This window comes from Nonomuraea sp. NPDC049504, from assembly GCF_040676845.1.
Classification (GTDB): Bacteria; Actinomycetota; Actinomycetes; order Streptosporangiales; family Streptosporangiaceae; genus Nonomuraea; species Nonomuraea salmonea.
In genome coordinates this window covers 16088-29128 of record NZ_JBFAPT010000045.1, presented here as the reverse complement: position 1 = coordinate 29128, position 13041 = coordinate 16088, and the positions used below count along the sequence as shown (strand labels likewise).

The 13041-nt window shown below is 71.9% G+C and carries 8 protein-coding genes and 1 tRNA gene; 8 read left to right on the top strand and 1 reads right to left on the bottom strand.

Annotation, left to right across the window (positions count from 1 at the left end; genetic code table 11):
- Positions 1–29: 29 nt before the first annotated feature.
- Positions 30–1310 carry an MFS transporter gene (locus AB0K28_RS47630; protein ID WP_345391488.1) on the top strand — a complete coding sequence of 427 codons (1281 nt, stop codon included), beginning with the start codon at positions 30–32 and terminating at the stop codon, positions 1308–1310.
- On the opposite strand, the gene AB0K28_RS47625 is transcribed toward AB0K28_RS47630, so the two are convergent.
- Positions 1311–1598: a PspC domain-containing protein gene (locus AB0K28_RS47625; RefSeq protein WP_345391491.1), complete on the bottom strand. Its 288-nt coding sequence runs from the start codon at positions 1596–1598 to the stop codon at positions 1311–1313.
- Positions 1599–1691: 93 nt separating this feature from the next.
- Between AB0K28_RS47625 and AB0K28_RS47620 the strand changes: the two genes are divergently transcribed.
- The 7 genes from AB0K28_RS47620 to AB0K28_RS47590 all read left to right on the top strand — a co-directional run bounded on the left by AB0K28_RS47620 (position 1692) and on the right by AB0K28_RS47590 (position 12821).
- Positions 1692–2846, top strand: a complete 1155-nt coding sequence (locus AB0K28_RS47620) for an acyl-CoA dehydrogenase family protein (protein WP_364384149.1) — start codon at positions 1692–1694, stop codon at positions 2844–2846.
- Positions 2847–2895: 49 nt separating this feature from the next.
- Positions 2896–2971: transfer RNA gene (locus AB0K28_RS47615), tRNA-Lys, on the top strand.
- Between the two features lie 251 nt (positions 2972–3222).
- Positions 3223–4575 carry a site-specific integrase gene (locus AB0K28_RS47610; RefSeq protein ID WP_364384146.1) on the top strand — a complete coding sequence of 451 codons (1353 nt, stop codon included), beginning with the start codon at positions 3223–3225 and terminating at the stop codon, positions 4573–4575.
- Positions 4576–4811: 236 nt separating this feature from the next.
- A complete protein-coding gene (locus AB0K28_RS47605; RefSeq protein WP_345391497.1) occupies positions 4812–6347 on the top strand; it encodes a TIGR02677 family protein in 1536 nt (511 codons plus the stop codon).
- Positions 6344–7495 carry a TIGR02678 family protein gene (locus AB0K28_RS47600; RefSeq protein ID WP_364384142.1) on the top strand — a complete coding sequence of 384 codons (1152 nt, stop codon included), beginning with the start codon at positions 6344–6346 and terminating at the stop codon, positions 7493–7495. The genes AB0K28_RS47605 and AB0K28_RS47600 overlap by 4 nt, the downstream gene beginning before the upstream one ends.
- Complete coding sequence (locus AB0K28_RS47595; RefSeq protein WP_364384139.1) at positions 7495–11583, top strand: TIGR02680 family protein; 4089 nt, start codon at positions 7495–7497, stop codon at positions 11581–11583. Before AB0K28_RS47600 ends, AB0K28_RS47595 begins: the two co-directional genes overlap by 1 nt.
- Complete coding sequence (locus AB0K28_RS47590) at positions 11580–12821, top strand: TIGR02679 family protein (RefSeq protein WP_345391503.1); 1242 nt, start codon at positions 11580–11582, stop codon at positions 12819–12821. The genes AB0K28_RS47595 and AB0K28_RS47590 overlap by 4 nt, the downstream gene beginning before the upstream one ends.
- The last annotated feature ends 220 nt before the right edge of the window (positions 12822–13041 follow it).

Genomic DNA, 13041 nt, shown 5'->3' with positions numbered 1-13041 from the left:
GTCAGGCACAGCGGAGTCCAATGGGGGCCATGCGGGCGCGACGGCACCCGGGACGGCATCGCCGTGCCGGAGAAGCAGCACAAGTCACATATCGGGAAGTCATCGCCATCCGGGAGTTCCGCTCCCTCTGGTACGGCCAGGGCCTGTCGCTCCTCGGCGACCAGCTCGCCCAGGTCGCGCTCGCCGTACTCGTCTTCGACCGCACCGGGTCCCCGCTCGCCACCGCCGCCGTCTACGCGCTGACCTACCTGCCCTCCATCGTCGGCGGGCCGCTGCTGGCCGGGCTGGCCGACCGGTTCGCGCGCCGCGGCGTCATGCTGACCTGCGACCTCATCAGGGCGGCGCTGGTGGCCGTGATGGCGATCCCCGGCGTGCCGTTCTGGGCGCTGTGCGCGCTGGTGTTCCTGGTGGTGCTGCTCAGCGCCCCCTTCTCGGCCGCGCGGGCGGCGCTGCTGCCCGAGGTGCTCGACGGCGACGCGTACGTCATCGGCTCGGCGTTGCAGAACATGACGAACCAGGCCGTACAGATGCTCGGTTTCGCGGCCGGCGGAGCGCTCATCGCCGGCATGGGCCCCTACCGCGCGCTGGCCCTCGACGCGGCCACCTTCCTCGGCTCCGCGCTGATCATCGTCTCCGGCGTCCGCCGCCGTTCCGCCCCCCACACCGACGGCGCCAAGCCGTCCATGTGGCACATGACCGCGAGCGGCGCCCGGCTGGTGTTCGGCTCGCGGCAGTTGCGGACGCTCGTCCTGTTCGCCTGGCTGTGCGGCTTCTACATCCTGCCCGAGGGCATCGCCGCCCCCTACGCGGCCCGGCTCGCCACCGACGACCTGCCCGCACCCGTGATCACCGGGCTGCTCATGGCCGCCATGCCCGCGGGGACGGTCGTGGGGGCGTTCCTTTTCAGCAGGTTCGTCTCACCTGCGCGGCGGCTGCGGCTCATGGGGTGGATGGCCATCCTGAGCTGCGCGCCGCTCATCATCACCGCGATCAAGCCACCGCTGGCCGTCGTGCTCGTCGCGTGGGTTCTGTCGGGGATCGGCGGGGCGTACCAGCTCGCCGCCAATGCCGCTTTCGTGCAGCACGTACCGGCCGAACGTCGCGGTCAGGCGTTCGGCCTCGTGCAGTCGGGGCTGATGGCCGTCCAGGGGGTGGGGATCCTGGTGGGCGGGTTCGCCGCCGAGAGACTCGGCCCTGAGCCTGTGGTCGCCATGGCGGGGGTCGCCGGGGTGGTCAGCGCCGCCGCGCTCTCTCTCGTGTGGGCCGAGTCCCGTGGCAAGGGCCGGGTACGCGCCCAGGCCACCGCCTGATCACGGCTGCGGCTTGTGCTCGCCGCTCCAGTCGGTCGTCGATTTGCTCTGCTGCTGCTTGGCGATGAGGTCCTGGACGATCGAGGTGTCGTGCTCCTCGTCCGGCATGAGCAGCCAGCCGATCGCGTAGACGCCGACGCCCAGCCCGCCGAACAGCGTCGCGATCGCGAGGCCGATCCGCACGAGGTTCGCGTCGATCCCGACGTACTCGCCGATGCCCGAGCAGACGCCCGCGATGATCCGGCCCTTGTGAGTCCTGCGCAGCTTCTTGACGTTGTATTCGCTCATGCCTCAAGACTGCCCGGCGCCCTGGTGTTCGCACATCAGGATTGGCCCTGGTAGAACCCTGGTAGTCCCCTAGCCGAGGGAGAGGGCCCCGCGATGGACGACCTGCTGCGCCTGGACGACGAGCTCGACGCCGACCAGCGGCTGATCCGCGACACCGTCAGGTCCTTCGTCGCCGACCGCGTCCTTCCGCACGTCGGAGACTGGTTCGAGGAGGCCGTCTTCCCCGCGCGCGAGCTCGCGCCGGAGCTCGGCTCGCTCGGCCTGCTCGGCATGCACCTCCAGGGGTACGGCTGCGCCGGCACCGACGCCACCTCCTACGGCGTCGCCTGCCGCGAGCTCGAAGCCGGCGACTCCGGGCTGCGCTCGTTCGTGTCCGTGCAGGGCTCGCTCGCCATGTTCCCCATCTGGAAGTACGGCTCCGACGAGCAGAAGGAGGAATGGCTGCCGCGCATGGCCGCCGGTCAGGCCATCGGCTGCTTCGGCCTCACCGAGCCCGACCACGGCTCCGACCCGGCCGGCATGCGCACGTACGCGAAGAAGGACGGCTCCGACTGGATTCTCAACGGCTCCAAGATGTGGATCACCAACGGCTCCATCGCGGACGTGGCCGTCGTCTGGGCGCAGACCGACGACGGCGTACGCGGCTTCGTCGTCCCCGCCGGCACCCCCGGCTTCACCGCCCCTGAGATCCACAAGAAGATGTCCCTGAGGGCGTCCGTCACCTCCTCCCTCTACTTCGACGACGTACGCCTGCCCGCCTCCGCCGTCCTGCCCGGCGTCACGGGCCTGCGCGGCCCGCTCTCCTGCCTGTCGGAGGCCCGATACGGCATCGTCTGGGGCGTCACCGGCGCGGCCCGCGCCTGCCTCGAGGCCGCCGTCGACTACGCCAAGACCCGCGTCCAGTTCGACAAGCCGATCGGCGCGTTCCAGCTCACCCAGGAGAAACTCGCCTGGATGTACGTCGGCCTCGCCCAGGCCGGCCTCACCGCACTCCACCTCGGCCGCCTCAAGGACGCCGGCACCCTGGAGCCCCGGCAGATCAGCTTCGGCAAGCTGGCGAACGTACGCGCCGCCCTCGACATCGCCCGCCAGGCCCGCTCCATCCTGGGCGGCAACGGGATCACCCTGGAGTACCCTGTGATCAGGCACATGAACAACCTGGAAAGCGTGCTGACCTACGAAGGCACCCAGGAGATCCACACCCTGGTGCTGGGAGAGGCGCTGACCGGGCTGGCGGCTTACCGGTGATGGTGGCGTCGCGGACAGCGCGGTAATCTCTGTACCCTTGCTGTTGCTAGGGGCGTTAGCTCAATTGGCAGAGCTGCGGACTTTTAATCCGTAGGTTCCGGGTTCGAGCCCCGGGCGCCCTACCACACATCACCGCAGGTCGAAAGCGCTTTGTCGGCATGGCGCCACGGCCTGGTGAGACCGCCTCGAAGATCATGTTCCCCCTATGTTCCCGCATCTCACCATGCGCTGGTGAAAGTCCTCTTGTCGACGCGCGTCATAGCCGCTCCCCTCCTGCGCTCTCCGCCACCATGCGTCCGCGGGAACGCGGGGAGGAGCAACATGGCGCGGATCATCGAGCGAGCGTAAGGCTAAGAACGGCGCGACATCATGGCTGGTGAAGTGGCGCATCGGCGGGGGCAGGAGCGGCAAGGAAGACTTCGAGACGTGCTATGAACGGCAGATCGCCGAAGACTTCGCGGCCTTGGTCGAGCTCAGCGGAGAGAACCGGCCGCACGGCTACCCCAAGGGCTGTCATGGCATCAGGGACCCGCACTTCGACGGCATCCTCGATACGGACATGCCGACCTTCGAGCAGTACGCCCGCCACAACTACGTCACCCGGCTCGGCGCCGCCCCCACCCAGCGCCTGGACTATCTGGCCGAGGCGGAGCGGCACGTCTTTCCGTTCTTCGGGCACCTGCCACTGGATCGGGTCACTCGTCGTGTGCTGCGGGAATGGGTGGAATGGATGCTCACCAAACCATCCGCGCGCAACGAGCACCAGCCGAGCCGGCCCCTTTCGGATGAGCAGGCGGCACGCCGATGGGCACAGGGCCGCGACATCACGGTCAAGAAGACCGGACGCGTACCGCCCGGCGTGCTGCGGCAGTGGCGGGAGGCAGGCTCGCCCACACCCGCACCACCAAGCCCGAGGACGCTCTCGCCGGCCACCGTGGAACGGATCTACCGAGGCGCGATCAAGCCGGTCTTCCGAGCCGCCACGCAACAGGGGGAGGACGGTGAACCACCGCTGCTGGCCTCCTCTCCCTGCGAGGGCCTTCGCCTGCCGCCCGGCTCCGTGACCGCGCGGCCTATCTTGTACGGGCCCGAGCTGGGCGTCTACCTCCGGGCGGTCCACGACCTCGACCCCGAGACCGCCTTGTTCGTCCTGACCGAAACGGTCACCGGCCTGCGCTGGGGCGAGATCGCCGGACTTCATGTCTCCGGCCTGGATCCGGTCGGCGGCCTGATCCATGTGACCCAGACCTACGCCTACCTGCTGAACGAGACGACCGGCCGCAAGCAATGGCAGCTCAGGCCCTATCCGAAAGGCAAGAAGCAGCGCGAGGTGCCCATCTGCCACCAACTGGCCATGCTTCTGGCACGCCACGCGGACGGTAAGCGCCCCGACCAGCCCCTCTTCCAGGGCAGCGGAGGCCGCTACATCGACTACGCCAACCAGCGCAACACCGTGCTCCAACCCGCCCTCGAACTCGCCCGCCAGCGCGGCCTGGCCAAACACATCACCCCGCACGCGCTTCGCCACACCATGATCACCATGCTTCGCGACGGCGGCGTCGCCCCAGGAGTCATGCAACTGATCGCCGGCCACGAGTCCTACCAGACAACCGCCGGCTACTCCGGCCGGCACACCCCCGCCCAGCGAGCACTCGTCCTCGAGTCCGTCCACCCCGTGATCAAGGCAGCCGAATTCTTGTTCAACGATCCAGAACCCGATCACGGGTAACGAAACTCCGCTTCGTATCCGCGCCTGCTGTAAACCCCATCCATCCAGTTCAAGGGAGGCGCTGTGCCTCAGCGGCGCGTGGGCGGCACGAGATTCGCCCCTCGTTGATCGCGCCGCTGCCGAGCATCTGAGACATATACCCGGACGTCCCTACACGGATACCTTCTGTTGCAATCCATGTGTTCTTGCGAGGGAGTTGAACGCAGCACCCCTGACAAACATGGAGACTTGTCGATATGACGTTGCCGTCTCAGGAGCACCAGCCGTTCGCGCACCTGAGCGCTCCCAACGCGGCCCTGTACCGGGAGGTCCTGCGCGCCTTCGCGCGCGCGAAGGAACGTTTCATCGTGCACCTGCGGCCCGAGGACGTGGCCGCCGAGTTGCGGAGGGACAACGACGACGCGCTGTCGCAGGCGCTGGACAAGCTGCGGGAGTGGGGAAACCTGCGGGCTGACGCCGACACCGGCAGGGTCACGTCCGTGGAGGACTTCCACCGCAAGCGGTTCCTGTTCCAGCTCACCCCGGCGGGGCAGGCGGCCGAGCAGGCGATCGCGTTCTACGAGGAGGCGATCGGGCAGCGCGGAGCGCTGCAGTCGGTGGCATTGGGCGACATCGCCGAGCATCTGCAGTCGCTGGCGGTCCTGGCGCGGGATGCGGATCCCGACCCGGCCAGGGTCCACCTGCTGCTGCTCTCGCTGACCGAGCGGTTCTCATCGCTGGCCGACAACGCCCAGGCGTTCATGGCCTCGCTGCGTCGCGCGATCGACTTCTCCGACGGCGACGTGGAGGGGTTCGTCGCCTACAAGGAACGGTTGATCGAGTACATCAACCGCTTCATCGCCGACCTGGCCAACTCCGGGGCGCGGATCGCCAGGCTGCTGTCGGAGCTGGAGGGGTGCGGGCATGAGGGTCTGCTGCGGCTGGCCGCGCGCCGGGAGGCGGCTGACGCGGTGCCCGACGGGGAGGACGCGGCGGAGGCGTACGGGAGGGCTGAGAGGCGCGCGTTCGAGTCGTGGCTGAACCGCTGGCGCGGCCTGCAGGACTGGTTCATCTCCGCCGGAGTGGAGCGGCCGTCGCAGGCGCGGCTGCTGCGCCAGGCGGCGATCACGGCGATCAAGCAGCTCATCGACGCCGTCGGGCTGCTCAACGAGCGGCGGTCCGGACGGTCGGATCGGTCGGCCGACTTCCGAGCCCTGGCCCGCTGGTTCGCCGAGGCTCCCGACGAGGAGGCGACGCACCGGCTGTGGCGGGCGGCGTTCGGGCTGGCCTCCGCGCGGCACCTGACGGTCACGGCGGCGACCTTGGAGGAGTGGCGGGAGGTGACGGCCGGGACCTCGTGGCAGGAGGCGCCGCCGATCACCATCTCGCCGCAGCTCCGGCGTACCGGATCCTATGAGCGGCGCGGCAAGCCCAACCGGGTGGCCGACCGCAGCCAGGCCAGGAGGCTGCTGCTGGAGCAGGCCGAGCGGGAGGCGGCCGAGACGGCCGCGGCACGTGCGGCGCTGCGCACCGACGGCCCGATGCTGCTCTCGGAGCTGGATGTGCTCGATCCGCAGGCGTTCCGGCTGTTCCTAGGGCTGCTGGGGGACGCGCTGGCGGCCCGGCGCCCCTGGGAGACGGAAGTGAAGACGGTGACCGCTGACGGCTCTATGGAAGTCCGGCTGGCTCTCGTCCCCGACGGTGGCGAGGTGGAGATCCGCACCGAGGACGGCGTGCTCACCGGGCCGGAGCACATGGTCGAGATCGTCGATCTGATGGCGGTGGCGCCGTGACCCTGGAGGAGGAGCGGGCTCAGCGGCGGGCGGCGTTGCGCGCGCTGCTGGCCAGGCCCCTGCTGACGGCCGAGCGCGACGCCGAGGCGCTGGTGCTGGTCCGCCGCCATCTGACCGAGCTGCGTAGCTGGCTGACGCGCGAGACCGGCTGGCGGCTGCTGGTGGACGCGGGGGCGGCCCGGCTGTTCAAGACCGCCTCCGACCCTCGGGACGGGACGCACCCGGCGCGGGGCAAGGCGGCAGAACCGTACGGCCGACGCCGCTACGTACTGCTCTGCCTGGCACTGGCCATGCTGGAGCGGGCCGACGCGCAGACCACGCTGGGCCGGCTGGCCGAGGAGGTGCTGGCGGCCGCGGCCGAGCCGGAGCTGGACTTCGTCTTCACCCTGGACAGCCGGGCCGAGCGGGCCGACCTGGTGGCGGTGGTGCGCATGCTGCTCGACTGGGGCGTGCTGCGCAGGGTCGCCGGCGACGAGGAGGCGTACCTGAGCGCCACCGGCGACGTGCTGTACGACGTGCGCAGACCGGTGCTGGCCGCGCTGCTCACCGGCACGCGGGGACCCTCCACGATCACTGCGGACTCCTTTGAGGAACGGCTGGCCGAGCTGATCGCGGAGCCGGTCGCCGACACCGACGACCTGCGTAACCAGGCGCTGCGGCGTGGGCTGACCCGCAGGCTGCTGGAGGATCCGGTGATCTACTACGCCGACCTGGACGAGGCTGAGCGCGCCTACCTGGCCTCGCAGCGGCACGCCGTCGTCCGGCGGATCGAGGAGGCGACCGGGCTGGTGGCCGAGGTACGCGCGGAGGGCATCGCGATGGTCGACCCCGACGACGAGCTGACCGACGTCCGCATGCCGGAGCAGCGTACCGACGGGCATGTGACGCTGCTGGTCGCCGAGCACCTGGCAACCCGCGGGGAGGTGCCGCTGGAGGAGCTGAGGGCGTTCGTCCAGGAGGCCGCCCGCGCGCACGCCTCCTTCTGGCGCAGGGGCGTGACCGAGCCGGGCGCCGAGGACGGGCTGCTGTCGACGGCGCTGGCCAAGCTCACCGCGCTGCGGCTGGTCCGCCTGGAGGAGGGGTCGGCCGTGGGACTTCCCGCCATCGCCCGTTACGCACTGGACGAACCCGTCATCAAAGGACAGTGATGCTGCCTTCCCCGACCTCCGAGCGCTGGAAGCCGCTGCGTGCCGGACTCGTGGACCTCTTCTACTACGACGTGGAGGAGTTCCATTTCCACGACGGCCGGCTCCTGCTGCGCGGCAACAACGGCACCGGCAAGTCCAAGGTGCTGGCCCTGACGCTGCCGTTCCTGCTCGACGGCGAGCTCGCTCCGCACCGGGTCGAGCCCGACGGCGACCGGCAGAAGCGGATGGAGTGGAACCTGCTGCTGGGCGGCCGGCACCCGCATCCCGAGCGGCTGGGCTACGCGTGGATGGAGTTCGGCCGCCGGGGCGCCGACGGCACCGAGGAGTTCCGGACGATCGGCTGCGGGTTGAAGGCGGTCAAGGACCGCGGCATCGTCCGGCACTGGTTCTTCCTCACCCCGCGGCGCGTCGGCGCGGAGCTCCATCTGCTCTCTCCCACCGGAGTGGTGCTCACCAGGGAGAAGCTGCGCGAGGCCGTCGAGGGCGACGGCATGGTTTACGACCGGGCCTCCGACTATCGCAGGGCCGTGGACGAGGCGCTGTTCGGGCTCGGGGAGCACCGGTACGAGGCGCTGGTGAACCTCCTCATCCAGTTGCGCCAGCCGCAGTTGTCGAAGAAGCCGGACGAGAAGCTGCTTTCGCGCGCCCTCACCGAGGCGCTGCCGCCGCTCAGCCCCGCGCTGATCGCCACGGTCGCCGACGCGTTCCGCGGCCTGGACGAGGAGCGCGACGCGCTGCGCGGGCTGCAGGAGGCGCACAGGGCCGCGGGCGACTTCCTCGTCCATTACCGCCGGTACGCGGCGATCGCGGCCAAGCGCAAGGCCGCCGTCCTGCGGGTGGCGCACAGCCGCTACGAACACCTGGGGCGTAATCTGAGCGAGGCCGAGGGCCGCCACGCGGCGGCTGAGGCGGAGCTGGCCGCCGCCCAAGACCTGCTGGAGGAGCTGGAGAAGCGGCGTAACCTGCTGGAGGCACGCAGGGAGGCGCTGCAGCAGAGCCCCGAGATGCGTGACGCCGAACGGCTCAAGCAGACCGGCGAGGAGGCCCGGCGGCGGGCCGATGACGCGCAGCGCTACGAGCGGGAACGCGAGCGCCTGACCGGGGAGACCCGGCGCCGCGGGCAGCGGGCCGAGGCCGCCCGTGGCAAGGCCGGCGCGGCGGGCCGCGACCTCGACGAGACCAGGCGGGCGGCCGTCACGGCCGCCCGCGCGGCACGGTGCGAGCGCGATCATCTCGCCGTCACGAACTGGCAGGACCTCCCGGAGCGGCCCGAGCAGCCGCGGCGCGCGGCCGAGGCCCTCGCCGAACGCCAGGAGCGGGCGATCGGCGAGCTGGAACGGCTGATCGGCGCCGTGCACACGGCCCGAACCCGGCTGGCGGCGGCACGCTCCGAGGTGGACCGGCTGACCGGGGAGCAGCAGGCCGCCGCCCAGCGGATCAGCGACGCGGAGCGGGCGGCGGGCACGGCGGGCGCCGCGCTGATCCAGGACTACACCCTCTACCTGGCCGAGCTGAGCGAGTTGCGGCTGGACGACCCCGACGACCTGCTCGCCGCACTGGAGACCTGGGCGGTCTCGGCCGAGGGCCCCAACCCGGCCGCGGCCGCCGTGGACGAGGCGAGCAGGGCGGCCACCGACGCCCTGGGCCGGTTGGGAGCCGAGCTGGACGCCGAACTGCGCGCGGCCGGGCAGACCGCTACGAGCCTGGCGGAGGAGATCGCGCGGCTGGAGGCCGGCGAGCACGACGCGCCCCCGGCCCCGCACACCCGCGACCTCGCCGCCCGCCTCGGCCGTCCCGGCGCCCCACTCTGGAAGGTGGTCGACTTCGCCGACGAGGTGCCCGCCGATCATCGGGCCGGGCTGGAGGCCGCGCTGGAGGCCGCGGGCATCCTCGACTCCTGGGTACAGCCGGACGGGACGCTGCTCGCCGCGGACGACAGCGTCATCGTAGCCGCCCCGCCCTCGGCCGGACCGTCCTGCTCGGCCGTGCTGCGTCCGGCCGTGGACCGCGCCGATCCCCAGGCCGCGGCGTTGTCCGACGCCGCCGTCCAGTCCGTCCTTGACGGCATCGGGCTCGGAGCCGGCGACGGGGCATGGGTGGCCGTGGACGGCCGGTGGGCCAACGGCGTGCTGGCCGGGTCCTGGCGCAAGGACGAGGCCCATCACATCGGCGAGGGCGCCAGAGAGGCTGCCCGGCGCGCCCGGCTGGCGGTCCTGCGCGCCGAGCTGGACCAGGTCAAGCGGCGAATCGACGGCCTGCGCGCCGATCTCGCCGCGCTCGGCTCGCGGCGGGACACGCTCGCCGCCGAACATCGCGCGCTGCCGCCGGATCTGCCGCTGCGCGAGGCGTACGTCAAGCTCGCCACCGAACACGAACGGCTCCGCCACCTGGACGCCGACCACGCCGCCGCGGCCCAGGTGCTGCGGGAGGGGCAGGACGAAGTGCGGGCCGCGGCCGATCGGGCCGGGGAGTTCGCCGCTGACGTCGGCCTGCCCGCCGAGCCTGCCGCGCTGGGCGAGGTCAAGGCCGCGATCGCCGACTACCGGCTGGCGCTGGCCCGGTTGTGGCCCGCGGCGCAGGCGTTCCGGAACGCGCAGGAAGCGGTCGCGGAGGCCGAGGAGGATCTCGGCCGTACCCGGCAGCAGCTTGAGGCCGCCGCCGAGCTGGCGGCGACGACGCGGGCCGAGGCCGACGCCGCCGGCGAGACCTACCGGGCGCTGGCCGAGACCGCCGGTGCCGCCGTCGATGAGCTGTTCCGGCGGCTCAACCAGGTGGAGCAGGAACTGCGCGAGCGCGAAAGCGCCGAGCGGGCCGCCCGCCGCCGCGAGCAGGGCGCCCTGCAGGAACGCGGCAAGGCCGAGGGCGAGCTAGGCAACCTGCGCGAGCAGATCCAGGAGGCGTCCGGGACGCGCGAGGCCGCCGTGGGCGAGTTCCGGGCGTTCGCCGCCACGGGCCTGTTGAACGTCGCGCTCGCCGACCTGGACGTACCCGGCGCCGAGGGCGAGTGGGCCGCCACGCCCGCCGTGCTCCTGGCCCGCACGGTCAATGCCGAACTCGACGCCGTCGACGACGGCGACGGCCCTTGGGACCGGGTCCAGAAGAAGGTGGCCGAGGAGCACAAACTCCTGTCCGACGCCATGGCCAGGCACGGACACTCCGTCGGGCTGACCCTGCACGACGGAGTGATGATCGTGGACGTGGTCTTCCAGGGACGCAGCAGGGACGTTCCCGGGCTGGCCGCAGCGCTGGCGGAGGAGACTGGGCACCGGGCCAGGCTGTTGTCGGCCAAGGAACGCGAGATCCTGGAGAACCACCTGCTCAACGAGGTCGCCGGAACGCTGCACGAGCTGATCGCCGCGGCCGAGTCCGAGGTTCGGGAGATGAACTCCGAGCTGGAGTCCCGCCCCACGTCCACCGGCATGCGCCTGCGCCTGCTCTGGAAGACGGGCAAGAAGGCCCCGGATGGGCTGGATCGGATCAGGGACAAACTCCGGCAGACCGTGGACGCCTGGTCCGTCGCCGACCGGTCCACGGTGGGCGCGTTCCTGCAGGAGCGGATCGCCCGCGAGCACGCCGACAACCCGGCCGCGGGCTGGACCGAGGCGCTGACCAAGGCTCTGGACTACCGGGCCTGGCACGAGTTCGCGATCCAGCGACAGCAGGACGGGCAGTGGCGGGCCGCGACCGGTCCCGCCTCGGGCGGCGAGCGGGTGCTGGCCGCTTCCGTGCCGCTGTTCGCCGCGGCCTCGGCCCACTACAAGTCGGCGGGCAACCCGTACGCGCCCCGGCTGGTCGCCCTGGACGAGGCGTTCGCCGGGGTGGACGACGACTCCCGGGCCAAGTGCCTGGGCCTGCTGGCCACCTTCGACATGGACGTGGTGATGACCAGCGAACGCGAGTGGGGTTGTTACCCGCAAGTGCCCGGGCTGGCGATCTGCCAGCTCTCGCGGCGCGACGGCATCGACGCGGTGCTGGTCACGCCCTGGCGGTGGGACGGGCGCGAGCGGCGGCGGGCCGAGCGCCCGGCCGTCGCGGTGCCCGCGCCCGCCGCCCCGGCCGCCACCCGGCAGGACGGCCTGTTCGGATGAGCGGGGCAGAGGAACGGCTGCGGCGGCTGCTGGGCGGCGAGGAGACCGCCTGGCTGGTCGACCGGGTACACCGCCGCCTGGAACAGGGCCGGCCGCCCACCGGCACGGTGACGCTGGCGACCGCGACCCCCGGCCAGCGCCGCGCGATCGAGGTGCTGCTCGGCCGCCGGGCGGGAGCGGGCGCGTCCCTGTCGGTGTCCCTGGACGACGTGGACCGGATGCTGCGCGACAGCGGCGTGACCGACGGCGGGCTGCGCGAGGCCGTCGTACGACTGCGCGGCCCGATCCGTGACCTGGCCGGTGAGAACGCGGCGCAGGCGGCGGCCTGGAAGCGCGCCTTCGCGCGGCTCGACGCCCTCGTCGCCGACCGTTCCGAGCTGGCCGGATGGCGCTCCTGGCTGGAGAGCACCGGGGTGGTGCGAAGGCTCACTGCCACGGCCGACGAGGCGCGAACGTCGCTCGACCGGCTGGCCGCCGTTCTGGCCCGGCTACCCTCGCCAGGCCTGCCCCTGGGCCGGCTCGCAGCCGAAACCTGCGGCGATGCGCATGCCCTGGACGAGGGACGGCCGCTGGCGACCCTGGGCCTGTCCGCCGTCCGCGCGCTGGCCGGGCTGCCGTACGCGGGCGAGGGCGGCGCGGACGCCCGCCGGGCGGCGTGGGCCGCGGTCGGCGTCCATGTCGACGACCTGTCCTCCCTCGTGCTCTGCCTGGGTCTGCCGGGCGACGGCCACACCCCCACCGGGCGCATGCTCAGCGCCGCCAAGGCGGCCGGCGAACCGTGCGTGCTGACCCTGCGCCAGCTCCGCCGCCACGAGCCGCCGATCCCAGCCGGCCTGGTCAGAATCTGTGAGAACCCCGTGGTGGTCGCCGCGGCCGCCGACGAACTCGGGCCCGCCTGCCCACCCCTGGTCTGCTGCGGCGGCCGGCCCTCGGCCGCAGTGTGGCGGCTCCTGGAGCTCCTGGCCCGTGGCGGCGCAGAGTTCGCCTACCACGGGGACTTCGACTGGGGCGGGCTCGCCATCGCCGCCGCCGTTCACGAGCGTATGGGCTTCGCGCCATGGCGCTTCGATGCCGCCTCTTACGCGGCGGTGCCTTCGGCTGCGCCGCTCACCGGCGGCCCGTGCCCGTCACCGTGGGATCCGGAACTGGCCTCGGCGATGGCACGACGCGGCGTACGGGTGGAGGAGGAACTCGTCCTCCCCGAGCTGATCGCCGACCTGGGCTCCGCGCCGCCATAGGGCCCGTCGATCAATAGATCGTCGGTTTCGGCGACGTATCTCCAGGGCATGCGGTTGCGAACCAGCAAGTTATTCTTCTGGGGCCCTTAGCGGTCACCGCCGGGTTCTCGGAGGGAGCATCGTGTGCTGCGGTGAAGTGCCGCACCTCCGACGAGCGGGCTCGACCCGTCACTGCGACGCCGCTGACCGCGTCTGCAAATGTCTCGTTCCGGGCTCGGCG